Source organism: uncultured Acidovorax sp. (genome assembly GCF_964021665.1).
Classification (GTDB): Bacteria; Pseudomonadota; Gammaproteobacteria; order Burkholderiales; family Burkholderiaceae_C; genus Acidovorax; species Acidovorax temperans.
The window spans coordinates 46,001-72,401 of the sequence record NZ_CAXIAK010000004.1; the positions used below are offsets into that span (position 1 = coordinate 46,001).

22 protein-coding genes and 2 tRNA genes are annotated in these 26,401 nt (G+C 61.6%); 5 read left to right on the forward strand and 19 right to left on the reverse strand.

Translation table 11 applies throughout. The features are described 5' to 3' along the window. Window positions 1–68: 68 nt before the first annotated feature. The 16 genes from AADJ04_RS01640 to rpsB all read right to left on the reverse strand — a co-directional run bounded on the left by AADJ04_RS01640 (window position 69) and on the right by rpsB (window position 15,090). Window positions 69–842, reverse strand: a complete 774-nt coding sequence (locus AADJ04_RS01640) for an RNA methyltransferase (protein ID WP_341238526.1) — start codon at window positions 840–842, stop codon at window positions 69–71. Then, window positions 839–1,480 (reverse strand): ribonuclease HII, encoded by a 642-nt coding sequence (rnhB, locus tag AADJ04_RS01645; protein ID WP_341238527.1) that lies wholly within the window; start codon window positions 1,478–1,480, stop codon window positions 839–841. Before rnhB ends, AADJ04_RS01640 begins: the two co-directional genes overlap by 4 nt. Next, the gene (gene lpxB / locus AADJ04_RS01650) at window positions 1,452–2,609 is read right to left on the reverse strand and encodes a lipid-A-disaccharide synthase (protein ID WP_341238528.1); all 1,158 of its coding nucleotides are present in this window, start codon (window positions 2,607–2,609) and stop codon (window positions 1,452–1,454) included. The genes rnhB and lpxB overlap by 29 nt, the downstream gene beginning before the upstream one ends. Before the next feature lie 10 nt (window positions 2,610–2,619). Continuing rightward, window positions 2,620–3,408: an acyl-ACP--UDP-N-acetylglucosamine O-acyltransferase gene (gene lpxA, locus AADJ04_RS01655; RefSeq protein WP_044396866.1), complete on the reverse strand. Its 789-nt coding sequence runs from the start codon at window positions 3,406–3,408 to the stop codon at window positions 2,620–2,622. Window positions 3,409–3,420: 12 nt separating this feature from the next. After that, the gene (gene fabZ, locus AADJ04_RS01660) at window positions 3,421–3,861 is read right to left on the reverse strand and encodes a 3-hydroxyacyl-ACP dehydratase FabZ (RefSeq protein WP_044396868.1); all 441 of its coding nucleotides are present in this window, start codon (window positions 3,859–3,861) and stop codon (window positions 3,421–3,423) included. A gap of 16 nt (window positions 3,862–3,877) precedes the next feature. Continuing rightward, the gene (lpxD, locus tag AADJ04_RS01665) at window positions 3,878–4,858 is read right to left on the reverse strand and encodes a UDP-3-O-(3-hydroxymyristoyl)glucosamine N-acyltransferase (protein ID WP_066695209.1); all 981 of its coding nucleotides are present in this window, start codon (window positions 4,856–4,858) and stop codon (window positions 3,878–3,880) included. 21 nt (window positions 4,859–4,879) lie between these two features. Further along, window positions 4,880–5,392 carry an OmpH family outer membrane protein gene (locus tag AADJ04_RS01670; protein WP_198847418.1) on the reverse strand — a complete coding sequence of 171 codons (513 nt, stop codon included), beginning with the start codon at window positions 5,390–5,392 and terminating at the stop codon, window positions 4,880–4,882. After that, complete coding sequence (gene bamA / locus AADJ04_RS01675; RefSeq protein ID WP_341238529.1) at window positions 5,392–7,689, reverse strand: outer membrane protein assembly factor BamA; 2,298 nt, start codon at window positions 7,687–7,689, stop codon at window positions 5,392–5,394. Before bamA ends, AADJ04_RS01670 begins: the two co-directional genes overlap by 1 nt. Before the next feature lie 23 nt (window positions 7,690–7,712). Then, entirely contained in the window at window positions 7,713–9,095 is a 1,383-nt protein-coding gene (rseP, locus tag AADJ04_RS01680) for an RIP metalloprotease RseP (protein ID WP_341238530.1), read from the reverse strand. Window positions 9,096–9,120: 25 nt separating this feature from the next. Beyond that, a complete protein-coding gene (ispC, locus tag AADJ04_RS01685; RefSeq protein ID WP_341238531.1) occupies window positions 9,121–10,299 on the reverse strand; it encodes a 1-deoxy-D-xylulose-5-phosphate reductoisomerase in 1,179 nt (392 codons plus the stop codon). Beyond that, window positions 10,296–11,150 (reverse strand): phosphatidate cytidylyltransferase, encoded by an 855-nt coding sequence (locus tag AADJ04_RS01690; protein WP_198847414.1) that lies wholly within the window; start codon window positions 11,148–11,150, stop codon window positions 10,296–10,298. The genes ispC and AADJ04_RS01690 overlap by 4 nt, the downstream gene beginning before the upstream one ends. A gap of 8 nt (window positions 11,151–11,158) precedes the next feature. Beyond that, complete coding sequence (gene uppS / locus AADJ04_RS01695) at window positions 11,159–11,890, reverse strand: polyprenyl diphosphate synthase (RefSeq protein ID WP_142081505.1); 732 nt, start codon at window positions 11,888–11,890, stop codon at window positions 11,159–11,161. A gap of 32 nt (window positions 11,891–11,922) precedes the next feature. Further along, the gene (gene frr, locus AADJ04_RS01700; RefSeq protein WP_066695166.1) at window positions 11,923–12,483 is read right to left on the reverse strand and encodes a ribosome recycling factor; all 561 of its coding nucleotides are present in this window, start codon (window positions 12,481–12,483) and stop codon (window positions 11,923–11,925) included. A gap of 43 nt (window positions 12,484–12,526) precedes the next feature. Further along, window positions 12,527–13,249, reverse strand: a complete 723-nt coding sequence (pyrH, locus tag AADJ04_RS01705) for a UMP kinase (protein WP_044396902.1) — start codon at window positions 13,247–13,249, stop codon at window positions 12,527–12,529. Between the two features lie 53 nt (window positions 13,250–13,302). After that, window positions 13,303–14,229, reverse strand: coding sequence for a translation elongation factor Ts (gene tsf / locus AADJ04_RS01710; RefSeq protein ID WP_066695164.1), 927 nt, complete (start codon window positions 14,227–14,229; stop codon window positions 13,303–13,305). Window positions 14,230–14,337: 108 nt separating this feature from the next. Beyond that, window positions 14,338–15,090 carry a 30S ribosomal protein S2 gene (gene rpsB / locus AADJ04_RS01715; protein WP_044396879.1) on the reverse strand — a complete coding sequence of 251 codons (753 nt, stop codon included), beginning with the start codon at window positions 15,088–15,090 and terminating at the stop codon, window positions 14,338–14,340. Between the two features lie 173 nt (window positions 15,091–15,263). Between rpsB and AADJ04_RS01720 the strand changes: the two genes are divergently transcribed. From AADJ04_RS01720 to AADJ04_RS01730, 3 genes are all read left to right on the forward strand, one after another. Continuing rightward, window positions 15,264–16,610, forward strand: coding sequence for an amidase (locus tag AADJ04_RS01720; protein WP_341238532.1), 1,347 nt, complete (start codon window positions 15,264–15,266; stop codon window positions 16,608–16,610). A gap of 50 nt (window positions 16,611–16,660) precedes the next feature. Next, window positions 16,661–17,887 (forward strand): FAD-dependent oxidoreductase, encoded by a 1,227-nt coding sequence (locus tag AADJ04_RS01725; RefSeq protein ID WP_341238533.1) that lies wholly within the window; start codon window positions 16,661–16,663, stop codon window positions 17,885–17,887. Window positions 17,888–17,978: 91 nt separating this feature from the next. Then, window positions 17,979–19,526: an NAD(P)H-hydrate dehydratase gene (locus tag AADJ04_RS01730; protein ID WP_341238534.1), complete on the forward strand. Its 1,548-nt coding sequence runs from the start codon at window positions 17,979–17,981 to the stop codon at window positions 19,524–19,526. Between the two features lie 80 nt (window positions 19,527–19,606). Here AADJ04_RS01730 and rnr read toward each other — a convergent pair whose 3' ends face one another. Next, a complete protein-coding gene (rnr, locus tag AADJ04_RS01735; RefSeq protein WP_341238535.1) occupies window positions 19,607–21,946 on the reverse strand; it encodes a ribonuclease R in 2,340 nt (779 codons plus the stop codon). Between the two features lie 19 nt (window positions 21,947–21,965). On the opposite strand from rnr, the gene AADJ04_RS01740 reads away from it, so the two are divergent. Together AADJ04_RS01740 and AADJ04_RS01745 are read left to right on the forward strand one after the other, a co-directional pair. Next, a tRNA-Leu gene (locus AADJ04_RS01740) sits at window positions 21,966–22,050 on the forward strand. Window positions 22,051–22,212: 162 nt separating this feature from the next. Next, window positions 22,213–22,297, forward strand: a tRNA-Leu gene (locus AADJ04_RS01745). 82 nt (window positions 22,298–22,379) lie between these two features. On the opposite strand, the gene AADJ04_RS01750 is transcribed toward AADJ04_RS01745, so the two are convergent. Continuing rightward, window positions 22,380–22,817: a GNAT family acetyltransferase gene (locus AADJ04_RS01750; protein ID WP_341238536.1), complete on the reverse strand. Its 438-nt coding sequence runs from the start codon at window positions 22,815–22,817 to the stop codon at window positions 22,380–22,382. A 15-nt stretch (window positions 22,818–22,832) separates the two neighbouring features. Further along, window positions 22,833–25,562 (reverse strand): DUF349 domain-containing protein, encoded by a 2,730-nt coding sequence (locus tag AADJ04_RS01755; protein ID WP_207373281.1) that lies wholly within the window; start codon window positions 25,560–25,562, stop codon window positions 22,833–22,835. Window positions 25,563–26,401: the final 839 nt, after the last annotated feature.

Here is a 26,401-nt window from a genome sequence, read left to right on the forward strand (position 1 = left end):
CGCAACATGGATTTCCGGTAACAAAACCGTGATTTGCCCCACGGGCTGCCTGGGCAAGGGCGGTTACCTCAACGCGCAGCCCCGCTGGCGTGCAGGCAGATGGCTGCCGCAGCCGCCACGTTCAAAGACTCTTCACCGCCAGGTTGCGCGATGCGGATGCGCAAGGATGAGCGGGCTTCCAGCGACGGGGCCACGCCCTGCCCTTCGTGCCCCATGACCCAGGCACAGGGCCAGGGCAGATCGGCCTGGTGCAGGTAGCTGCCGCCGTGGGAGCTGGTCACCACCAGTGGCACCTGCAGCGCAGCCAGGTCTTCCTCGCTCACGCCTTCGACCAGGTTCAGTGCAAAGTGGGCCCCCATGCCGGCGCGCAACACCTTGGGCGACCACAGGGCCGCACTGCCTTTGACGGCCAGCACCTGCCGAAAGCCAAACGCAGAGGCGCTGCGCAAGATGGAGCCCACATTGCCCGCATCCTGCACGCGATCCAGCACGACCGTGGCGGCCATCGCGTCCAGCGGCTGCGCAGCAGGCAGATCCCAAAGAAAGCCCATGCCCGCCGGCGATTCCAGCCCGCTGATGTCCTTGAAAAGCGCATCTGGCATCACTACGATTTTGATAGCTGTCAGCGCTTTCTCGTGCTGCCATTGCGGCCAATAAGACTCTGAAAAAACGGCCATGGCCGGGCGCACGGAACGCTCCAGCGCGGCGCGGCAGAGGTGGTCACCCTCCAGCCAGACCCGGCCATGCTTGCGGTAAGCCGTGGTGTCTTGCGCCAGGCGGCGCAGGTCTTTGACCAACGCGTTGTCGCGCGACTGGATCAGGGTGACGGCGGAGGATGTCATGCAGGCGTTCTTTCTGCGGCCGAAGCCAGCACCTTGGCCACTGGCGCAAAGGAGCGACGGTGATAGATCGAAGCCCCATGGGCCTGCAGCGCCGCCATGTGGGCCGCGGTGCCGTAACCTTTGTGTCCGGCAAAACCATATTGCGGGTACTGCTCGTGCACCTGGCGGCACCAGCGGTCACGGTGCACCTTGGCCAAGATGGACGCCGCAGAAATGGACTGCACCAACGCATCGCCTTTGACGATGGCCTCGGCCGGAATATCGAGGGGGGGAATGCGGTTGCCATCGACCAGCACCATCACGGGTTTCAGGCGCAGGCCCTGCACCGCACGGCGCATGGCCAGCATGGTGGCTTGAAGGATGTTGAGCTGGTCGATTTCTTCCACGCTGGCCTCGGCAATGCTGCAGCACAAGGCCTTGGCACGGATTTCATCAAACAGCTTTTCGCGCCGGGCTTCGGTGAGCTTTTTCGAATCCGCCAAGCCGGCAATCGGACGCAGATCGTCCAGGATGACGGCCGCCGCGACCACGGGGCCCACCAGCGGACCACGCCCAGCCTCGTCCACACCCGCAACCAAGCCGGGCGGGTGCCAGGGCAAACTGACCTGCTCAGGCAGCGAGGACTTTTTCGATCGCATGGGCGGCTAGTTGGGAGGTGTTGCGTTGCAGGCTTTCGTGCAGGGCATCAAAGCGCTGCTCCAGGGCCTGGATTTTTTCGGGCTGTTGTTCACGGGCCTGCAGCCATTGCAGGGTGGCCGCGCACAGGGCCTCGGGGGTAGCAGCGTCCTGGATCAGCTCGGGCACCACGAATTCACCGCACAGGATATTGGGCAAGCCCACCCACGGCTGCAGTTGCTTGCGGCGCATGAGCCACCAGCTCAACGGGTGCATGTGGTAGCCAATCACCATGGGGCGCTTGAACAGCGCGGCCTCCAGCGTGGCCGTGCCGCTGGCAATCAGGGTCGCATCGCATGCCGCCAGCACCGTGTGGGACTGCCCGGTGACTACGCGCACGGCCCCCTCCAGCCCGGCAGAGCGCACCAATTCCTCGATACGCGCCTGCAACAACGGAACGGCAGGTACTATGAATTTTGTAGCTGGCCGCGCTTGATGGATAAGCGCTGCAGCCGAAAAGAAGGGTGGAGCAATGTACTGCACCTCGGCCGAGCGGCTGCCCGGCAAAATGGCCAGCACCTCGTCTTCAGGGGCAAAGCCCAGCGCGGCGCGCGCACCAGCGCGGTCTGGCACCCGGGGGATGACATTGGCCAGCGGATGCCCCACGTAAGTCGCCGCAATACCGTGCCTGGCCAACAATTCAGGCTCGAACGGGAAGATGCACAAGACATGGTCGGCGCTGCGCCGGATTTTCTCCACGCGCTCGGCGCGCCAGGCCCAGATCGAGGGGCACACAAAGTGCACCGTTTTGATGCCCGCAGCGCGCAGGTCTGCCTCCAGCCCCAGGTTGAAATCCGGGGCGTCTACGCCAATGAACACTCCAGGGCGTTCACGCAGCAATCGCTCGCGCAGTTGTTTGCGAATGCCCAGCAACTCGCGCAGGCGGCGCAGCACTTCCATGCTGTAGCCATGCACGGCCAGCTTTTCGCTGGGCCACAGGCATTCAAAGCCCCGGCGGGCCATCTGAGGGCCGCCAATACCTTTGGCTTGTAATTCGGGCCAGCGGGCCTGTAGGCCATCGAGCAGCAGGCCTGCCAGCAAATCGCCAGAGGCCTCGCCCGCCACCATTGCGATGCAAGGATGGGATGCCATCAACACTCCCTCAGCGGGCAATGCCTGCGCTGGAGCCCGCGATGAAGGCGTCCATCAACGCCACATCGTCCCGCGCCTGCGGCATCTTCTCGGGCAGCGCCATGATGGCGGCGCGCGCCTGCTCCAGCGTCAGCCCCTGGCGGTACAGCAGCTTGTGCATTTCGCGGATGGCCGCAATGCGCTCATCGGAGAAAGCGCGGCGGCGCAAACCCACCAAGTTGACACCGCGCACAGCCAGCGGGTTGCCGTCCACCACCATGAAGGGCGGCACATCTTTGCCCACATGGCTTGCAAAGCCAATCATGGTGTGGGCGCCAATGCGCATGCGTTGCAGCACGCCCGTGAGGCCGCCCACCGTGGCCCAGTCGCCCACGTCCACATGGCCTGCCAAGGTCGTGTTGTTGGCCAAGGTGGTCTGGTTCCCCACCTGGCAATCGTGCGCAATGTGCACGTAGGCCATGATCCAGTTGTCGTCTCCCACCCGCGTGACCGCACGGTCTTGCACAGTGCCGGTATTGAACGTGCAGAACTCGCGAATGGTGTTGCGGTGGCCGATGACCAGTTCGGTCGGCTCACCTGCATATTTCTTGTCTTGAGGTTGAGCGCCCAGCGAAGCGAACTGGAAGATCCGGTTGTCCTCGCCGATGGTGGTGCGCCCCTCGATCACACAGTGGGCGCCCACCGTAGTGCGCGCACCAATGGAAACCTCAGGGCCGATCACCGCATAGGGCCCAATCGTCGCCGTCGGGTCAATGCGGGCGGCAGGGTCAACGATGGCGGTTGCGTGGATATTGCTCACGGTCGGTCAACATCAACCCACGGCACGCATGGTGCACATCAGCTCGGCTTCGCAAGCCACTTCGTCGCCCACGCGGGCCACGCCCTTGAACTTCCAGATACCGGCGCGCACGCGATCGATCGTGATCTCCAGGTGCAGTTGATCACCGGGCTCCACGGGCCGCTTGAAGCGCGCACCATCAATGCCAACGAAGTAGTAGATGTTGTTCTCATCCGGCACCTGGCCCATGGCATCAAACGCCAGCAGGCCCGCAGCCTGGGCCAGGGCTTCCAGAATCAGCACCCCGGGCATCACAGGGCGGCCTGGGAAATGGCCCATGAAATATGGCTCGTTGAAGGTCACATTCTTGATGGCCAGAATGCGCTCATTGCGCTGGAGCTCAAGCACACGGTCCACCAGCAAAAACGGGTAGCGGTGGGGCAGTTGCTTGAGAATTGCGTGAATATCCATCATCGAGTTGTTCTTCCGTTCATGCTGCTTTAAGAGCCTGCTCAAGCGCCTTGATGCGCTCGCGCAGACTGTGCAGTTGTTTCAGTGTTGCAGCGTTCTTTTCCCACTTCGCATTGTCGTCGATGGGGAACATGCCCGTGTACTGGCCTGCCCGCGTGAGCGAGCGGGTCACCACCGTTGCCGCCGACACGTGCACGTTGTCCGCCAGCTCCAGATGACCCAGCACGATGGCACCCCCACCCACGGTGCAATGGGCGCCAATCGTTGCACTGCCCGCCACCCCCACGCACCCGGCCATGGCCGAGTGGCGACCGATGCGCACGTTGTGCCCGATCTGAATGAGGTTGTCGAGCTTCACACCGTCTTCAATCACCGTGTCCTGCAGAGCTCCACGATCGATGCACGTGTTGGCGCCGATTTCCACATCGTCACCAATGCGCACGGCCCCCAGCTGTTCGATCTTGACCCAAGCCCCCTGGTGGGGAGCAAAGCCAAAACCGTCTGCGCCGATGACCACCCCCGGATGCAGCAGGCAACGCGCACCGACCTGGCAGTTTTCGCCCAGCGTGACCCGGGACGTGAGCACCGAGCCTTCACCTACCACAGCGCCGCGTTCGACCACGCACAGAGGCCCGACAGTCGCCGTAGGGTGAATCTGCGCCGAGGGATCTACCACCGCACTGGGGTGGACCCCCGCGCTACGCGCAGGCATGTGCCGCTGCTTCCAAAGCTGCGTGACCCGTGCGAAATACACGTAGGGGTTGTCCACCACGATGCATGCGCCACGCGCCAAGGCGGCATCGCGCATGGCGGGCGCCACAATGACACAGGCCGCCTGTGAGGCGGCCAGTTGTTGTTGGTAGCGCGGGTGACTCAGAAAACTGATGTCACCCGGCCCCGCAAACTCCAGTGGCGCTATGCGGTGGATGGGGGTGTCATTTGCACCGCCCTCCAGCGAGCCCCCCAGCACATCAACGATGTGCCCCAGTAGCAAGCTCACGCCACCACCTGCTGCGTCCAACTATTTGGCCGCATTCAAAGCCTTGATCACCTTGTCGGTGATGTCGTGCTTGGGGTTGATGTAGACGGCTTCCTGCAGGATGACGTCGTACTTCTCAGCCTCGGCCACTTGCTTGACAACCCGGTTGGCGCGTTCCAGCACCTGTGCCAGCTCTTCATTCTTGCGGGCGCTCAGGTCTTCCTGGAACTCACGGCGCTTGCGCTGAAAGTCGCGGTCTTGGTCCACCAGCTGGCGCTGGCGTGTCGTGCGCTGGCTCTCAGCCATCGTGGGGGCTTCGCGCTCGAACTTCTCGGTGGCGGACTTCAGGGAATTGCCGATGTCCACCAGTTCTTTCTCGCGGCGGGCGAATTCCTGCTCCAGCTTGGCTTGCGCTGTCTTGGCTGTGTTGGCTTCACGGAAGATGCGATCCGTATTGACAAAACCTGCCTTGAACTCTTGCGCCTGAACCGAGGTGGCCAACGCAGCAGTACCGATCAACAGGGCCAAAGATGTCTGACGGAAAAGGGATTTCATTAGAAAGACGTTCCAATCTGGAATTGCAGTTTCTGGATTTTATCGCCAGCGAACTTACGCACTGGCTGGGCAAAGGCAAGGCGCAGCGGCCCCAAGGGCGAGATCCAGCTCAAACCGAGCCCTGCAGAGGCCCGCATGTCGCTGAAAGTCACCTTCTGGTTTTCACCGTACACATTGCCCACGTCCACGAAAGTGAACACACGCAGCGTACGGTCATTGCCAGCGCCTGGGAATGGTGCGATCACCTCGGCATTGAGGGTCACCTTCTTCGGGCCACCCAAGGAAGCGCCGGTCACGTCACGCGGACCCAGGGTACCCTGGTCGAAGCCGCGCACCGAGCCCAAGCCGCCCGAATAGAAGTTCTTGAACACCGGGAACGGACGGCTATTCAGCCCCTTGCCGTAGCCCAGTTCCCCGTTGAACGCCACGGTGAAGCGCTTGTTCAGCGGGATGTACTGCTGGTACTGGTAGTTGCCCCGCACATAGCGCGCATCACCCGCCACGGACCACTCCGAGTTCAGACGTTGGTAACGCCCGGAGTTAGGCGCCAAGGCGCTGTCACGGTCGTCGCGCGACCAGCCAACGGTCAGGGGAATGGAGTTGCTGGTAGCGCCATACGTATTGGCATAGGCCAGATAGGTGGCTGGGATATTGGTACCTGCCTTGATCTGGGTCTGCTCAAAGCCACCACCAAAGAAGACCGTGTCTGTCTCACTGAACGGGATACCAAAGCGCATCGACGCACCCGTGGTCACCAGCTCGTAGTTACCGCCCTGGTTTACATAAGGCTTGTCGGTGCGGTAGTACAAATCCACCGTGCGCGAAATGCCGTCCTGGGTGAAATAGGGGTTGGTGGTGCTGAACACCAGGGTACGGCGGTACTTGCTGGTGTTGACGTCGATACCCAGGTAGTTGCCCGAGCCAAAGAAATTTTCCTGCTTGATACCGAACGACAACGCAACCTTTTCGGCACTGGAGAAACCTGCGCCCAATTGCAGCGAACCGGTGGGCTTCTCGGTCACATTGACCACGAGATCCACCTGGTCGGGAGCGCCTGGTACATCCTGGGTCTCCACATTCACTTCGGTGAAAAAGCCCAAGCGGTCCACGCGGTCGCGGGACAAGCGAATGCGCTCACCGTCATACCAGGCTGCTTCATATTGGCGGAATTCACGGCGAATCACTTCATCACGCGTGCGGTTGTTGCCGCTCACGTTGATCTTGCGCACATAGGCGCGGCGTGAAGGCTCGGCCTGCAACACCAGCGTCACGCGGTTGTTTTCACGGTCAATTTCTGGCACCGCCTCGACACGGGAAAACGCAAACCCGAAGCGGCCGAAGTACTCCGAAAACGCCTTGGTGGTTTCTGCCACCTGGTCAGCGTTGTAAGGCTCGCCCGCACGGATGGAAACCAGCGACTTGAACTCGTCTTCACGCTCCAGGTAATTGCCTTCGAGCTTGACGCCAGCCACCACAAACCGCTCACCTTCCGTGACGTTGACGGTGATGGTAATGTCCTGCTTGTCGGGAGAAATCGCCACCTGTGTGGAATCCACGCGGAACTCAAGATAGCCGCGCTGCAGGTAGTAGGAGCGCAGCGTTTCCAGGTCAGCATTGAGCTTGGTGCGCGAGTAGCGGTCAGACTTGGTGTACCAGCTGAGCCAGCCGCCCGTATCCTGGTCAAACAAACCCTTCAGGGTGGACTCACTGAAGGCCTTGTTGCCGTTGACGCGAACTTCCTTGATGCGTGCGGGCTCGCCTTCCACCACCGTGAATGTCAGATTCACCCGATTGCGCTCAATGGGCGTGACGGTGGTGACGACTTCAGCGCCGTACAGGCTGCGGTTGATGTACTGGCGCTTGAGCTCCTGCTCCGCTCGGTCGGCCAGCGCCTTGTCGAATGGACGACCTTCGGTCAGACCCACATCCCGCATGGCTTTCTTGAGGACTTCCTTGTCGAATTCACGCGTGCCCGCAAACTCCACGTCGGCAATGGTGGGACGCTCTTCCACCACCACCACAAGAACGTTGCCGGACGCTTCTAGGCGCACGTCCTTGAAAAGCCCCAGGGCAAACAGCGCGCGGATGGCCGCAGCGCCCTTGTCATCGTTGTAATCGTCGCCCACGCGCAGCGGCATGGAAGCGAAGATGGTTCCCGGTTCCACGCGCTGCAGGCCTTCCACGCGGATGTCCTGAACCTTGAAAGGCTCCAGGGCCCACGCAGCGTTGGCAACAAATACCATGGCTGCAACGGCAGAGGCGGTGCGCACGCCAAGGCGAGTGATGTGTTTTTTCATGAATGGAACTGAAGCCGATATGGCTAGGCAAATACGGCCAGAAGTTTGGCGAGGTATCGGGAGATATCGTTAAAAAGAGCGATAGACATCATCAAGGCAAGCACTGCCACGCCGCCACGCTGGAGGTATTCCATCCAGGTGTCGGAGACACTTTTGCCAGTGACTCCCTCCCAAAGATAATACATCAGGTGCCCTCCATCGAGCACTGGCAGAGGTAACAGGTTCAGCACGCCCAGGCTCACGCTGATGAGCGCGAGGTAGGCAAGGTACTGCATCAATCCCATCTCGGCGGAGCGGCCTGCATAGTCAGCAATGGTCAAAGGGCCGCTGAGGTTCTTGAGGGATGCCTCGCCAGTCAGCATGCGCCCCATCATGCGCAAGGTGAGAGTTGACACATCCCAGGTACGCTCAAAGCCCCGGGCCAGCCCCTCCCACAGCCCGTAGTCCACCTCAACCATCTCGGGGCTATCCCCCACATAGGCATTGATCCGCCCCACGGAGACGCTGCCGTCCGTGACGTTATCTGGGACCACCTCCAACTCCAGCATCTGCCCACCGCGCTCCACCATCCAGATCTGTGGAGCCACTTTGCCCTCTTGCACCGACGAGCGAATCAGCTCGCGCAGCTGCATTCCGTCCACCACATTGGTGTTGCCTACCCGGCGCACCACGTCGCCGTTGCGCAGCCCCGCACGCTCAGCAGCTCCCCCTGGCATGACTTCGCCGATGGATGGGCGCGTCCATGGGGCCATCACTCCAATTTTTCTAAAGAGCTGGGCATCGGCATCGCGCACATCCAGCACAGACAGATCCATCACCACTTCGCGCGGGGAACTGTTGGGGGTGTTTTGCAGCTCCAGGCGCACACGCTCGCCGTCCAGGGCGCCTTGGGTCAATACCCAGCGCAGCTCTTCAAACGAACGCATCGGTACCAGCTCGTCATCGCCCGTCGCAGCCCGGCGCACCAGCTCACCCCCCACCAAACCGGCCTTGTCTGCCACCGAGCCGGCAACAGGGCTCGATAACACGGCTTTGGGCTCTTGCACGCCACCCCAATTGACGATGGAATACAGCAACACAGCCAGCAGCAGGTTGGCCAGAGGACCAGCAGCAACAATCGCAGCGCGGGAGCGCAACGGCTGGGTATTGAACGCCAGGTGGCGCTCGTGAGGATCCACAGGGGCCTCACGCTCGTCCAGCATGCGGACATACCCCCCCAAAGGGAACAGGCCAATGACAAACTCCGTATCGGAGCCCTTGCCCTTCCAGGTGAACAGCGGTTTGCCAAACCCCACAGAAAAGCGCAACACCTTGACACCGCAGGCAACCGCCACCCGGTAATGCCCATATTCATGGATGGCGATGAGAAGCCCCAGAGCCACGAAAAAAGCAACAACGGTCAGCATGAGACGCTCCTGAAGAAACAGTCAGTCAAAGCGCCAGAGCAGCGGCCGCACGTTGCGCTGCCACACGAGCGGCGGCATCCAGCGCCAGCAAGGACTCCAGCGAATCCGGCTTGGAGGGCTGCACCGCGTCCAAAGTTGCAAGGTTGACCGCATGGATATGGTCAAAACGCAGTTTGCCCGTCAGGAAGGCTTCCACCGCCACCTCATTCGCGGCGTTCAGCACCGCCGTGGTGCCTTCCGGAGCGTTCAATGCCTGCCACGACAGATGCAATCCAGGAAAGCGCCGGACATCCGCTTCTTCAAACGTGAGGGCCGCCAGCGCTGCAAAGTCCAGTCGGCTGGCCCCACTCTCGATTCGTTCGGGCCAGGCCAGACCGCAAGCGATAGGCACACGCATGTCGGGCGTGCCCAGTTGCGCCAGGATGGACGCATCTTTGAACTGCACCATGGAATGGATGATCTGCTGCGGATGGATCACCACCTTGATCTGCTCAGGCGCCAAATCAAAAAGCCAGCGGGCCTCGATGACTTCCAAAGCCTTGTTCATCATCGTGGCGGAGTCCACCGAGATTTTTCTTCCCATGGAGAAATTGGGATGCGCACAGGCCTGTTCGGGGGTGATCTGTGCCAAGGTCTCTGGCGCACGGGTACGGAACGGGCCGCCAGAAGCGGTGAGCAAAATGCTGTCCACCCGCTCAGCCCAACACGCAGGATCTTCAGGCAGGCACTGAAAAATGGCTGAATGCTCGCTGTCGATGGGCAGCAGGGTGGCGCCGCCCTCGCGCACAGCGCGCATGAACACATTACCCCCCACCACCAGCGCCTCTTTGTTGGCCAGCAACAGGCGCTTGCCCGCGCGGGCAGCAGCAAGGCAAGGCGACAAGCCCGCAGCCCCCACGATGGCAGCCATGACGGCATCCACCTCTTCGTGCGACGCTATGATTTCAAGAGCACCTTGCGCTTGCAGGACGGACGTTGGGAGCCTATTTTGCTTGATTTTTTCTGCCAGCAACTGCGCATGGGGAGCGCTCGCCATGACAGCGAAGCGGGGCTTGAATTGGGCGCACTGCTGCAGCATCAAATCGACCTGGGTCGCCGCGCTGAGCGCAAAGACCTCGTAGCGATCCGGATGCCTCGCCACCACGTCGAGCGTGTTTTTTCCGATGGACCCTGTGGAGCCCAGAACCGTGATTTTTTGCTTCATACAGAAATAAGTCGGGTGAGCATCAGCGCCAGGGGAAGCGTTGGCAGCAACGCGTCAACCCGGTCAAGCACGCCCCCATGGCCGGGCAGCAGCCCGCTGCTGTCCTTCACGCCCGCGCTGCGCTTGATCAGCGATTCGACCAGATCACCCGCCACACTCATGGCCACCATGAACACCACGGCGATGGCCAAGAACCACCAGCCCGCGGAATACAGGCGGGTATAAAAACTGGCGACGTCTGCCTGGAAGTAACGGTCAGCCGCAACCCAGGCCACGGCCAGGCACAACACCCCCGCCAGACCGCCCCAAACCCCCTCCCAGCTTTTGCCAGGACTGATGGAGGGTGCCAGCTTGTTGCGGGTAAAGCGCAGGCCAAAAGCCCGGCCGGCAAAATACGCAAAGATGTCAGCCACCCACACCAGGGTGAGCACCGACAACAAGAAATTGATACCGAGGATGCGTGCCTGCACCACGGCAAGCCACGCCAGCCATAGCGCCAGCACACCCAAAACGATGCGCACAGGCGCCGGAATGAGCGGCCAGCCGGGTACACCGGCGCGCAACAACCAAGCGGTGCATGCCACCCAAAGCCCGCCGCCCAGCGTCCACAACAGCGGCAACGGGCGATCCAGCCAGCCAGCCCACCAACTGCCAGCACACAGGACCAAGCACACAGCCGACAAGCTCAAGGCGGCTGCATTGCCGCGCCCATTCAATCGCCCCCACTCCCAGGCGCCAGCCGCCATGAAGACCAGAACCACCAGGGCAAAGGGGGTGATGGAGGGATAGAACAACGCTGGCAGCAGGATGGCCAGCAGGACCAGGGCAGTGATGACGCGCTGTAGCAGCATGGGGCCTTTCAGCCCGGCATCGGATCACGATGCGCGGACGCTATTTGTTCAGAGGTTTTGCCAAAACGGCGCTCACGCGATTGGAAGGAGTCCAATGCCTCGTCCAAGGCGGCTTCATCGAAGTCGGGCCACAGACGGTCACTGAAAAACAGCTCGGAGTATGCGGCCTGCCACAGCAGAAAATTGCTGATGCGCATCTCGCCGCCGGTACGGATGATCAGATCAGGGTCAGGCACGTGGGACATGCCCATGGCGGCGTGCAGGCTTGCTTCGGTAATCGGCATACCCTTCGCGGCCAAGCCAGCTGCTGCTTGCGCGATGTCCCAGCGGCCACCGTAGTTGAAGCACACGTTCAGGATGAGGCGGTGGTTGTCAGCCGTGGCCGCCTCCGCCTGGGCCAGGCCCTCACTCACTTTGGCAGACAGACCTTCGCGGCTGCCGACAAAGTGCAACTGCACGCCATCCTTTTTGAGCTGGGGAACCTCACGGCCCAGGGCCATCGCGAGAAGCTCCATGAGGCCCGAGACCTCATCGGCCGGGCGATTCCAGTTTTCAGAAGAGAAAGCAAAAACGGTCAGGACGGAAACGCCCCGTTGCACGCACGCACGTACGCAGCGACGAAGCGAATCCACCCCTTGCTTGTGCCCCGCCAAACGCGGCAGGAAACGACGTTTGGCCCAGCGGCCGTTGCCATCCATGACGATGGCAATGTGGTGTGGCACCACCGGGGAATCAGACATGTCAACGATCAGCCAGCTCCAGCGGTGGGAGCTCAGACCGCCATGATTTCTTGTTCTTTGGCCGCGACCAAAGTATCGATCTCGGCAATATGCTTGTCTGTGAACTTCTGAACGTCGGCTTCTGCGCGCTTTTGGTCGTCTTCAGAAGCGAGTTTGTCCTTGACCAGCTTCTTGACCCCTTCATTGGCGTCGCGGCGCAGGTTGCGCACGGCGATCTTGGCGCTTTCACCCTCATTGCGGGCCAGCTTGGTCATTTCCTTGCGGCGCTCTTCGCTCATGGGCGGCATGGGGACGCGGATCAACTCGCCCATGGAGGCAGGGTTCAGACCCAGATCGCTTTCGCGGATGGCCTTTTCAATCTTGGCGCCCATGCCCTTTTCCCAGGGCTGGACGCTAATGGTGCGCGAGTCGAGCAAGGTCACGTTGGCCACCTGACTCAGGGGCACCATGGAGCCGTAGTACTCGACCTGAATGCTGTCCAGCAAAGCAGGGTTGGCACGGCCCGTGCGAATCTTTTGCAGGTTGTTCTTGAACGCTGCGATGGACTGGTCCATCTTGGTTTCAGCGGTTTTCTTGATATCGGCAATCGTCATGATGGGTTCCTTGGGGCGAGACTGCTGGGGTTCTTGGGGAAGGTCAGGCGTACACCAACGTACCTTCGTCCTCGCCCATCACCACGCGCCGCAGGGCGCCATGCTTGATGATGGAGAACACTCGCACTGGCAGTTTTTGATCACGGCACAAGGCAAATGCGGTAGCGTCCATGATGCCCAGATTACGGGACATGGCCTCGTCAAAGCTGAGCTTCGTGTAACGCGTGGCAGTGGGATCCTTGTGAGGGTCGGCAGTATAAACGCCGTCCACCTTCGTTGCCTTGAGTACCACTTCAGCGCCAATCTCGGCACCACGCAGGGCGGCAGCCGTGTCCGTGGTGAAGAAGGGGTTGCCCGTGCCTGCCGCGAACACCACCACCTTGCCCTCTTCGAGGTACTGGAGTGCCTTGGGGCGGACATAGGGTTCCACCACCTGTTCAATCGCAATGGCAGACATCACGCGAGCGGTGAGGCCCTGCTTGTCCATGGCATCTGCCAGGGCCAGCGCGTTCATCACGGTGGCCAGCATGCCCATGTAGTCAGCGGTTGCTCGGTCCATACCGACTGAGCCACCCGCCACACCACGAAAAATATTACCCCCCCCAATCACCACCGCGACCTGGACACCCAGGCGGGTCACATCAGCAATTTCCTCCACCATGCGGACGATGGTGGCGCGGTTGATACCAAAGGAGTCATCGCCCATCAGCGCCTCACCGGACAGCTTGAGCAAGATACGCTTGTGGGCTGGCGCGGCGATGGTCATGGGCAATTTCTCCAATGGTTGATGGTGTTTGGGGGTTGAGCGGGGACGAAAAATTAGGCAGCAGCCTTGGCAGCGGCCACTTGTGCAGCCACTTCAGCGGCAAAGTCGTCCACCTTCTTTTCAATGCCTTCACCCACCACGTACAGCGTGAAGCTCTTCACGGTGGTGTTGGCGGCCTTGAGCATTTGGGCCACAGTTTGCTTGCCGTCAGCAGCCTTCACAAAGACCTGGTCAGCCAGCGAGACTTCCTTCAGGTACTTCTGCACTGCGCCATCGATGCGCTTGGCGGTGATTTCAGCGCTTTGGGCCGGCTTGCCAGCAGCGATCAGTTCCTTGTTGGCTTCGTCAGCCTTGCCTTCGGCCACCGAACGCTCCTTGGCGATCAGGTCAGCAGGCACGTCAGCGCTGGTCAGGGCCACGGGCTTCATGGCTGCGATGTGCATGGCCACGTCCTTGGCAGCCACTTCGTCGCCTTCGAACTCGACGACCACACCAATGCGCGAGCCGTGCAGGTAAGAAGCCAGCTTGGAGCCAGAGAAGTACTGGAAGCGGCGGAACGACATGTTTTCGCCGATCTTGCCGATCAGGCCCTTGCGCACGTCTTCCAGGGTGGGGCCGAAGCCGTCTTGCTCGTAGGCCAGAGCGCCCAGGGCTTCAATGCTGGCAGGCTTGTGCTTGGCGACCAGCTCCGCTGCGGCCTTGGCCATGGCGATGAAGCTGTCGTTCTTGGACACGAAGTCAGTTTCGCTGTTCACTTCCACCAGGGCACCCGTGGTGCCGTCGATGAAGCTGGCGACCACGCCTTCAGCGGTGATGCGGGAAGCGGCCTTGCCTGCCTTGGTGCCGAGCTTGACGCGCAGCAGCTCTTCCGCCTTGGCCATGTCGCCATCAGCTTCCGTCAGAGCCTTCTTGCATTCCATCATGGGGGCGTCAGTCTTGCCACGCAGTTCAGCAACCATGCTTGCGGTAATTGCAGCCATCTGTGTTCCTTCCGTATTCAGTTCAAAGTATTCAAAACTCGGGATAAAAAAAGGGGGCTAACCAGGAGCCCCGCTTTCCTTCGCGACCGCAGTCGCGCAGTCGGGTGCTTAGGCAGCCGACTCTTGCACTTCCACGAATTCGTCGGTGCTTTCCGAAGCAGCAGCCTTCACGACTTCGTTCACAGCGTTGGCGCGGCCTTCGATGATCGCGTCAGCAATGCCGCGGGCGTACAGCGTCACAGCCTTGGCCGAGTCGTCGTTACCGGGGATCACGTAGTCGATGCCTTCTGGGGAGTGGTTCGTATCGACCACACCAATCAGAGGAATGCCCAGCTTCTTGGCTTCGGCCACAGCGATCTTGTGGAAACCCACGTCGATGATGAAGATGGCGTCAGGCAAAGCAGCCATATCCTGGATGCCGCCGATGTCCTTTTCCAGCTTGGCGATTTCGCGGCTGAAAGTCAGTTGTTCTTTCTTGCTCAGGTTGTCCAGGCCGGTTTCCAGCTGGGCCTTCATGTCCTTCAGGCGCTTGATGGAAGTCTTCACCGTCTTGAAGTTGGTGAGCATGCCGCCCAGCCAGCGCTGGTCCACGAAAGGCACGCCAGCGCGTTGCGCTTCAGTAGCCAGGATTTCACGGGCTTGGCGCTTTGTGCCGACCATCAGGATCGTGCCGCGGTTGGCAGCCAGTTGCTTGGCGAACTTTTGGGCTTCCTGGAACAGTGGCAGCGACTTTTCCAGGTTGATGATGTGAATCTTGTTGCGATGGCCGAAGATGTAGGGGGCCATCTTGGGGTTCCAGAAGCGGGTTTGGTGACCGAAGTGGACACCGGCTTCCAGCATTTCGCGCATGGTAACGGACATAAAATACTCCAAAGGTTGGGTCTAAAATCCAGCCCCATAATTTGTTACTTCTGCTGAAGTGACAACACCTTGACGGGGCTGGTTTGCGATTGGCTTTGCCGCAACTGCTGCGCTCAGGCCGAAAGGACCACGCGCCACTGCATACAGCAAAACCCAAAGATTCTAGCACACCCATGCAAGCCGACCTGATCGCAACCCGGGCTTTGGTGCAGGCGGGCGCACTGACAGCCGCCCGGGCGATGGACGATTCCATGCGCCTGGCGCAAGCCCCCGCCGCCGCCCATGCCTTTGTGTCCGAGCGCTTTGAAGCCGAGCGCGAGCGCCTTCACCACACAGAAACAGCACACCTGCCGCTGGCTGGACTGGCCGTTTCTGTCAAAGATCTTTTTGACGTGGCAGGGCAAGTCACTACGGCAGGCTCCCTCGCCTTGCAAAACGCACCCACCGCAACCAGCGATGCGCCCGCCGTAGTACGTTTGCGGGCCGCCGGCGGCAGCATCGTCGGGCGCACGCACATGGTGGAATTCGCTTTCTCTGGTATCGGCACCAACCCGCATTTCCCGACACCCGCCGCGTTCGACTACCGCTTTGGCCCCCTGCCCGGGGCAGCGCGGGTGCCCGGCGGGTCTTCCTCCGGCGCCGCAGTGTCAGTCGCCAGTGGCGCGTGCTACGCAGCGTTGGGCTCAGACACGGGGGGGTCGATTCGCATTCCTGCCGCATTCAACGGCATCGTTGGCTTCAAAAGCACAGCCCGACTGGTCCCCACCACTGGCGCCGTGCCACTGTCCACCACCCTCGACACCGCCTGCGCCATGACCCGCAGCGTGCGCGATGCCATCGTGGTGCATGAGGTTTTGGCCGCGCGCCGCGTCACCCGCAGTTCGGCCCCCTTGTCTGCCTGGCGCCTGGCCGTGCCAACCCATACATTTCTCGATGCACTGGATGGCACCGTGAGCACAGCCTTCCAGCGCACGCTAGACCTGCTGCGCCAGGCTGGTGCACAGATCGAGTCGATTGATTTGCCAGAAACGGGCGAGCTGGGCCCCATGCAGGCGCAGGGCAGCCTGGCTGCCGCCGAAAGCTACGCCTGGCATCGCCCGGTGCTGGCCCGGCATGCCGAGCACTACGACCCGCGCGTGCGCAGCCGGATCGAGCGCGGTGCAGCGGTGAGCGCGGCCGACTACATCCACCTGCAGCACGCGAGGCAAGCGTGGATATCGCGAATGGAAGCGCGGGTTGCAGGCTTTGATGCCCTGCTCTCCCCCACCGTCGCCATCGTGCCGCCCTTGCTGTCTGACGTAGCCCCAGGGGAAGCGCGTGACGCAGCCTTCTTCCAGGCCAACGCCTTGGTGCTGCGCAATACCAGCGTGGTCAACATGCTGGACGGGTGTGCCTTGTCACTGCCCTGCCATGTGCGGGGCGAGTTGCCCGTGGGCTTGATGGTCTGGCACGCCGCAGGGCGTGACGATGCCGTCTTGAACGTTGGCCAACGTATCGAAGAATTACTACAAAAACAATAGCTGCTGGCGCTTATCTACAAAGCGCTAGAGCCCAATTTCGCTATCAATCCATGAAGATCGCCATCGTGGGCGCCGGAATCATCGGCGTCACCACTGCATACGAGTTGGCGCACGACGGCCATGAAGTCACCGTGCTGGAACAACGCAGCGCAGCAGCGGAAGAAGCCAGTTTTGCCAACGCCGGCCTGTTATCGCCTTACCTGACCATCCCTTGCACCATCGCGGGCAAGCCGAGCCCCACAGCGCAGCGCCCTTGGCACATGCACACCGGCATTCGTCTGGCCCAGGGTGCTGGGCTGCACGAACTGGCCTGGCTGTGGCGCTGGCGCCGCAGCCACACGCCCCTGTCCACCCTGGAGAGCCTGGCGCGCTACAGCCGTGAACGCACGCAAGCGATTGCTGCGCGCCACGAGCTGGACTTTGAAGCCAGCACGGGCCGACTGCTGTTTTTCCGCACCGCCAAGCAACGCGCGCAGTACCAGCCGCTGCTGGACTGGATGCGCGAGGCGGGCACGGCAGTGCAAGACATGGACGCAGACGCAGCGCGCCACGTAGAACCCGGTCTCTCGCCCGAGGCGCCGCTGCACAGCGCAGTGTTGCTGCCCCATGCCGTGTCAGGCAACTGCCGGCTGTTCGCGCAAATGCTGCGCCAGGGCATGCAGGCGGCCGGGGTGCAATTTGTTTTCAATGCCCAGGTGACCAGCTTGTCGAGCCAGCCCACGGGAATCTGGGTGAATGGCGAGCCCGATATGCGCTGTTTTGATGCAGTGGTGGTGTGCGCGGGCGCAGCCTCGCACACACTGCTGCGCCCGCGCGGCATTCGGCTGCCCATGGCCCCGGTGTTTGGCTACTCGGTAAGCGCCCCTTTGCGCGAAGCCACCCATGCGCCGCTGACCAGCGCACTGGACGTACAAGAGCAAATCACCATCACCCGCCAGGGCCAACGCGTGCGCATCACCGGCGGCGCCGGGCTGGGCTCGCCCCAGGCTGCCCACCACCACGCCACGCTCCAAAAGCTGTACCGCACCGTCAACGACTGGTTTCCGGGAGGGGCGCAGTTGTCAGGCCCGCTGCAAATCTGGCGCGGCGCCCGCCCCACCCTGACCGATGGCGCCCCCGCCCTGGGCAGCACCGCCCTGCCCGGCATCTGGCTGAACACCGGTCATGGAGCGGGTGGCTGGGCACTGGCCTGCGGTTGCGCTCGCGCTTTGGCAGACATGCTGAGCCAACGCGCACCAGAGATCAGCGTGCAGGGGCTGGAAGCGCAGCGCTTCTGAACCCACGCTGCGCCCACTCCACGGGCGCAGCCAGCACGCACAATGTCGGGTACAGCAGTTCCCGTGAACTGCGGGACTGCAAGACCTTGCCATGCAACGCATCACGCCCGACCAAACCTACCCCCTGTTCAACACCGAAGCCACACGCCGCCTGGAGCAAGCCATGGCGGCCCAGTTGGCGCCGCACACCTTGATGCAGCGTGCGGGCCTGGCTGTGGCGCAACTGGCGCAAGCCATTGCACCGCATGCCCGCACGATCTGGATTGCCTGCGGCCCGGGCAATAACGGTGGAGACGGGCTGGAGGCCGCGCACCATTTGGCCCGCGCTGGGCGCAAAGTCGTCATCAGCTGGCTGGGCACCACCGAGACATTACCGCCCGACGCGCGCCAGTCCTGGGAAAAAGCCCGGCACTGCACGAACATGGTGTGGGCCGACACACCTCCCACCGATCTGACGGAACAAGACCTGTGCATTGACGCCCTGCTGGGCATTGGGGTGCGGTCATCCACAAGGCAGACACCATCCGGTTCGGCACGTGGCACCGTGCTTGCGCATTGGCTGGCACGACTGCGCAGTAGCGCGGCCCCCGTGCTGGCGGTGGATGTGCCCTCTGGGCTCGACGCCGACACAGGCCAATACGCACCCGGACTGGAGCCTTCCACTCACAGTGCGACAGCGAAACCCGGCACAGCACAGCACACGCTTAGCCTGTTGACGTTAAAGCCCGGACTGTTCACCGCCCACGGCAGGGACGCCGCAGGGCAGGTGTGGTGGCACGACCTGGGAGCTACCGCTGAGACCGGGCTGAACCACGAGCCCCCCACCGCCTGGTTGGCGGGCCCACCCCCTCGCGGCAGCAGGCTGCATGCCAGCCACAAGGGCAGTTATGGCGATGTGGCCATTGTGGGTGGAGAAGGTCTGGCCTTGCGCGGCATGGGGATGACCGGCGCCGCCTTGCTGGCGGGCTCCGCCGCATTGCACGGCGGAGCGGGCCGAGTGCTGGTCAGCCTGCTGGACCAAGACCATGCCACCGAGATCCACACACAACCCGAACTGATGCTGCGCCGATTTGAGGCACTCGAACTGGAAAGCCTCAGCGTGGTTTGCGGTTGCGGCGGCGGGCAGGCGGTGCGCACCGTGTTGCCCGCGGTGCTGCAACGAGCTCAGGCGCTGGTGCTGGACGCCGATGCACTGAACGCCATCAGCACCGACGGTGCCCTGCAACAGGCGCTGACAGCACGTAGCGCCAGGCAACGCCCCACAGTTCTCACCCCCCATCCGCTGGAGGCAGCGCGGCTGCTGCACACCACAGCCGCGCAGGTGCAAGCCCACCGGCTCATGGCGGCCCGCGAACTGGCAGAAAAATTCCAGTGCACAGTGACTCTCAAGGGGTCCGGCACAGTCGTTGCCCACCCCGACGACATTCCGCACATCAATCCTACAGGCAATGGGAGCCTGGCCACGGCGGGCACAGGGGATGTGCTCGCGGGGCTCATCGGCGCTGGGCTGGCCGCAGGCATGCCACCATTACAGGCGGCTATCCGGGCCGTGTTTGCACACGGCGAAGTGGCCGATGCCTGGCCTCTCGATAAGCCTCTGACTGCCGGTGCTTTGGCACGGAGGATCAGAATCGGGTGAGGCCAGGCACCCAGCCAATTTCACCCATGCAGGGGCTGGCTCTACCAGCCCTCTCAGCGGCCCTCAGGCTTGCTGAGCATTCAACCTCGCCGGGGCTTACGGGCCTTGCCCCTGGATGATTTGCCCGAGGTGGCCGCCTGCTTGACCGCAGCCTTGAGCGACTGGATGGGAGAGCGCGCCGCGCGACCACGCCCCGCAGGTTCCACATCAGCAACCGCTTCCGGCTTGGACTTGCGCCCCTTGGCTGCCACAGTCTCTTTTCGACCAGTGTACGAGCGACCTTTTCGCGCGCCGGAGTCGGCACTTACGCCCTTGTCCTTGAGAGCCCGCCCGAGCAGCTCCTCGTTCTCGCGCACCAAGCGGAAGTCGATCTTGCGCCCATCCAGGTCCACACGGCTGACCTGCACACGCACGCGCGTGCCGATGGCATAGCGAATGCCAGTGCGCTCACCACGCAGCTCTTGTCGGGCCTCGTCGAACTTGAAGTATTCGCCACCCAGCTCCGTGATGTGCACCAGGCCTTCAACGTACATCGCGTCCAGGGTCACGAAAATGCCGAAGCTGGTGGCTGCACTGACCACGCCGCTGTATTCCTCGCCCAGATGCTCGCGCATGTACTTGCATTTGAGCCAGGCTTCCACATCACGGCTGGCTTCGTCGGCGCGGCGCTCATTGGCACTGCAGTGCAAGCCCGCAGCCTCCCACGCCTGGATTTCCCGGCTTAGGGGTTTGACGTCTTTTTTCGGTTTGGTTCCTGGGGCAGCAACGCGCCCCGCCAGCCGTTTGGCCAGCTTGGCATGGGCCTCGCCCGGGGTGGGCAACACGGGCAACTGGTACCGGGTGTTGCCCAAAATGGCCTTGATCACCCGGTGCACCAGCAAGTCTGGGTAGCGGCGAATCGGGCTGGTGAAGTGGGTGTAGGCCTCAAATGCCAAGCCGAAATGACCGCTGTTGATGGGCGTGTAAATGGCTTGCTGCATAGACCGCAGCAGCATGGTGTGAATTTGCTGCGCGTCAGGCCGCTCTTTGGTCGCCTCGGCAATGGCCTGGAATTCAGAGGGCTTGGGGTTGTCGCTGATCGACATGCCCACCGCCATGGCCTTGAGATACCCGCGCAGGATTTCCTGCTTCTCAGGCGTGGGGCCCTCGTGTACACGGAACAAGCCGGGCTGGCCGCCCTGCTCAATGAAGTCCGCGCTGCAGACGTTGGCAGCCAGCATCGCCTCTTCGATCAGCTTGTGCGCATCGTTGCGCGTGCGGGGTACGATCTTCTCGATACGGCCATTTTCATCACACACGATCTGGGTTTCGGTGGTTTCAAAATCCACCGCACCACGCTGTTGGCGCGCCACCTGCAACGCGCGGTACACATCGTGCAGGTTGAGCAGATCTTTCACGCGATCCTTGCGCTTGCTGGCCTCAGGGCCACGCGTGTTCGCCAGGATGGCTGCCACCTCGGTATATGTGAACCTCGCGTGGCTATACATCACGGCGGGATAGAACTGGTACGCGTGCACCTCCCCCTTGGCCGTGACCAGCATGTCGCACACCATACACAGTCGCTCCACCTCAGGGTTGAGCGAGCACAGGCCATTGCTCAACTTCTCGGGCAGCATGGGAATCACCCGGCGTGGGAAGTACACACTGGTGGCACGGTCATAGGCATCGATGTCGATGGCACTGCCGGTTTCCACGTAGTGGCTCACATCGGCAATCGCCACCAGCAAGCGCCAGCCCTTGCCTCGCCCCACCTTGGCAGGCTCGCAATACACGGCGTCGTCAAAGTCGCGCGCATCTTCCCCGTCAATGGTGACGAGAGGTACATCGGTCAGATCAATGCGGCGCTTCTTGTCGATAGCCCTGACTTTTTCTGGCAGCGCCTTGGCCTGGGCCAGACACGCTTCAGAAAACTCATGCGGCACACCGTACTTGCGCACCGCAATCTCAATCTCCATGCCAGGGTCGTCAACCTCGCCCAGCACCTCGGTGATGCGCCCGACGGGCTGCCCAAACAATGCCGGCGGCTCAGTCAACTCCACCACCACAACCTGGCCTGGCTTGGCAGCACCAGTTGCACCCTTGGGAATCAGAATGTCTTGCCCGTAACGCTTGTCTTCCGGGGCGACGAGCCAGACGCCACTCTCTTGCAAAAGCCTGCCAATCATGGGCTGAGAGGGGCGCTCGATGATCTCTACCACCCGGCCTTCCGGACGGCCGCGGCGATCTTGCCGAACGATGCGCACACGTACACGGTCTTTGTGCAGCACTGCTCGCATCTCATTCGGGGGGATGTAGATATCTCCCTCACCATCGTCGCGAATGACAAAACCATGCCCATCACGGTGCCCCTGGATGCTGCCTTCGATTTCGTCAGACAGGTGTGCGGGCGCAGCGCCGGGGGTGTTTTTTTTGATATACAATCTAAATCTTTCCTGAAATGCCCAGGTGGCGGAATTGGTAGACGCACTAGTTTCAGGTACTAGCGAGTAACATCGTGGAGGTTCGAGTCCTCTCCTGGGCACCAAGTTTAACGACAACCGATGACGGTTTTCGAAATAAAAAAGCCTCTGCATGGTCAGTGGCTTTTTTGTTGGAGCAGGAGCTTCGCTGAGTCATTTTTTAAAAAATGACCCGGAAAGCCGAGAGCATCAAAAATTTGCTCTATAATTCAAATCTTTCCTGAAATGCCCAGGTGGCGGAATTGGTAGACGCACTAGTTTCAGGTACTAGCGAGTAACATCGTGGAGGTTCGAGTCCTCTCCTGGGCACCAAATTCAAAAACCGCTGCACACGCAGCGGTTTTTTTTCGCCCAAAGCATGGCGAGGGATTCAAACCATCCCATCCCCCAGCTTTCAGATATCAGGAATCAGACGCTTGCCTAACGAGAATGCATCGTCCCGCACATAACCCAACTTGTCGTAGAAGCTGAGCACACTGGCGTTACTGGTGCGCACGAGCACGTTGACTTTGGGACAGCCCAGCGCCAGCAAGCGTTGTTCCACCTCCTCCATCAGGGCGCGCCCCAAGGACATTTGCTGATGGCCGGGAGCGACGGCCAGGTAATAGACAGATCCTCGATGCCCGTCATAGCCCGCCATGGCGGTGGCTACCAGAACATCAGCCCCTTGGCTATCGGCCGGCAAGGTTCCCACGAGGAAAAGCTCTGGCTGGCAATGACTCTTGCGCTCAATATCCTTGTACGGATCGTTCCAAGGCCGGATCAGTCCGCAGTCACGCCATAGCGCGACTGCGGCCGATGCATCGGTCTCCCGAAACGGGCGAATCTTCAACGCCCGTACCGCCACTTATTTGCGCAGCAGCGTCTTGAGCACGTTCTGCAAACGGCGGGCGCTGCCTGCATCACTGGCACTCGACAACACACGAGCGGTGTCGTCACCCCATGTCTGGGCTGGCGACGGATCATTGCGGCGCGTCAGCAATTGCAGTTGCAGCATGCGGCGGGCAGCGATGTGCTCTGCGGGGGTTGGCACTTCTGCGGCAATCTCCAAGCGCAACAACGCTTCAGCAGCGTCACCCTTCGGAGCAGCAGACAGCGCCTGCGCCCAGGCGGCACGGACGGACGCAGACACACGTCCACCCAAATCCTGAGCACTGGGTAGCTGGGTCGCGTCTCGCTTTTCCCAAGCCGTCAGCAAGTGCGTCAATGCCTCGCCATGGGCCTGCGCAGCCAGTTTTTTCAGCGTTTGCTGCGCGTGCTCCATGGCATCACGCTGGGCACGGAATGCCGTATCCCCCAAACGTGGGCCACGGTCTTCGCGTTCTGGGCGGTCGCCAAAACGACCACCCCGATCGTTGCGATCACCAAAGCGCCCATCTGCGCGAGGCCCACGACTGCCATCCCGATCACCTGGGCGACCATCTCGGCGATCTCCGGGACGAGCACCACGCCCCGCCACTGCAGGGGCATCCTTCTTCATGCCAGGCCGGTCGTCACCACGCACCGCAACCACAGGGCGCGCAGCAGGCTTGGGAGCTGCGGGCGCTGGGGCCGCGGTCTCGCCAGAGGCATCCGACGGCTGCTCGGATGCTACAGTTTCTGTAGCATCTTGCGCTGACACAGCTTGGCTCTTCTCGGAATCTGCTTCACTTTCGGCAACCGCCTGAGCCGCCAGCGCTTGGCCACGCAAAGCCGCCTCAAGGGCTTGCATGGCGGCGCGAATCTGCTGGGCATCGCCACTGGCATTGGCAGCCTCCAGCGCTTTGGAAGCCTCCAGCACAACGCGGTCGCGTGCGCTCAATTCCGTCGTGGCGCGCTCACGCTCCGCCGATTTGCGATTGAATGCCTCATCAATCGGCTTGCGGAAGGCATCCCAAAGTTTTTGCTCCTGCTTGCGGTCCAGCGGCACCGACTGGGCTTCGGCTTGCCAACGCTGCTGCAAGGACTTGACGGCATCGATGCGCAACACAGCAGCAGCACCGAGCGCAGCCGCTTCTTCGATCATGGCATGGCGTCGCGCCAGGCTTTCCTTCTGCGCAGCTTCCAGAGGAGCAGCGGCAGCAGCAATCGCCTGCTTCCACAGGGGCTGCAACTCAGCAAACAGCTTTTCGCCCACATGTCCGCTTTCACGCCAGCGGTCACCAAACTGGTAAAGCGCACGGTGGATGCCCTTCCAGTCGCCAGAGGCAGCGTGCTCCTGGGCCCATGCCTTGACCTCTTCAATCAGCGCCAGACGCTGGGCCTTGTGCTCAGCAGCCTCGCTACGGATCTTGTCCAGCCAGGCCTCGACCACCTTGTGAGCCGCATTGCAGGCTTCGTCAAACTTTTTCCACAGCGCATGGTTGGGTGCGCCGCCTTGGTCCGTTTGCTTCCACTGCTCACGCAATTGACGCAGCGTTTCCTGCATCTTGCGGCCACCCAAGGCCTGGCCTTCAGGGCGATTGAGCAGCCCTTCGGCTTTGGCGACCAAGTCCTCGCGCACCTGATCAGCGCTCCAGCGCTGCCAGCCCTCCAGTTCACCTGCAGCAACCAAAGCGGAATGGACTTGCTGCTCCAAAGCAGCATCGATGTGCTTCCCTTGGGTCTTGAGCACTGCGCGCAGCGCAGCAGCCGCGCCTGCACTGGCTTTGCCGTGGCCTTCAGCCGTTTCTTTTTCCAGCGTAGCCAACGCTTCGCGCACCGCCTGTACGGCTTTGTCACGCACTTCGGGGTCTACCTTGGGCTTGGCGGGGCGGGCTGACTTGGCCGCGGCAGCCGCTGCCTCAGAAGGCAAACCACGGGCTACGCGCAGCTCATCGGCCCACACAGGCACGGGGGGCAGAGGCGCATTGACGTCTTCAGCAGCCGCGATGGCCTGCGCCAGAGCGGGCTGAAACGCTTCCCACACCACCAACAACTGGGCCTTGGAGCTTTCCAGCTGTTGCGGAAAGCGTGCTTCCACGCTCACCCAGCTGGCATCACTGGTCAGCCCCTGGGCTTGTTCTTGCCAGCGCGCAACGTCAGCACGCAATAACTCCAGAGCTGCCTGGGCATCGCGCCAGGACTTGGTGGAAAGCACCTCAATGCGCTGGGCCAGCAACACTGCGGCCTCGCGCTGCACCTGCACGCGGTGCTGCAGATCTTCGATGACTTTGACACGGTCAGCAATCTGTACCTTCAACAGCGACAGCGGCTCCCTCGACAAAGGCGCACCGGCCTTCGCTGCATCGCGCTGCCATGCCAGGGCATCGGCAATGTTGAGCTTGGAGGCAGACAGCAAAGCCTGGGCTTTGTCTGCCCATTCAGCCGCGATGGCCTCTTGGCCCTTGGCACGGCGGATTTCGTCCAGTCGCTCGCGGACCGCACGGGCTGCACCCTTGTCACGACCACTCAACTCCTTGAACACTTCTTGCAACTGCTCCGGCGCAGGCTGTGTGGTCAACCACTCGCGGATACGCGACGCCCGCTCTCCGGACGTGGCTGCAGAGAACGCGCCACCGGTCAATGCATCCAGTGGATGCGGCTCATGGGTCTTGGCCGGGGCCGGATTCACTTCAGGTGCTTCAGACATTTTGCTGCGGGAAAAAAAAGGAAACATGGGTTCATTGAAAAACAGAGAAGGCCTCAATGGGAGTCCCTAAGGACCTTCCCGGCCCTACACAGAGGGGCCGCGATGACGAGAACAAATATCTGCCAGGAGCTGCGGCCTGACCTCAAGCGAGGAACAACTCGCTAATGATGCCGCTGCACTCAACCCTGGGGCATGACTTGACACAAAGACTCCCAATGCACTTCTCGTCATGCCTCGTGCGGGGCTGCACCTATGGCACCGCCCCAGGAAAGGCTCCCATTATCTATATATATGCAAGCGCAGTTGCATTGGCACCGTACGGTGGGACGAAAGCACGCAAGAGTTACCTGCATAGCAACGGCTGCGCCGCAAACAAGAAAGCCCGACCAGCACCGCCACAAGGCAGGCTGACCGGGCTTGACGGCTGACACAACGGTCTTTGCCATCTATTCGCACGATGGAGGAAATCGTCCTGCGTGCGAGGGGGCAAGAGATTGCCCCCAGGGGGTTGCCTTGAAAGCCTTGCCTGCTGCACCTGGGCACTGAATGCCATCGGAGGGAGGCTTGGCTTCGTTCGGCGATGCCTGAAATCACAGGCAATTTCACCTCATCAAACCGGGCATCGAACTTCAAGCTGCAATTTAAATCGGACTCACGCCACCGATAGATTCTTTGACACCGATGCTCAGCCCCTCAAGGGAAATTCAGCAATTTGGACTGTCATCGCAGAGAAAAACTGGCTAAAACCACAGTTATTTTATAATTTTTTTGTCTTAAAACTATTTTTGATAGTATTGACCAAGCATTAAGTACCCTCCTAGAATCCGCCAGCCTTGAAAACCAAGGCATCCAAAGTCCCAATCCGC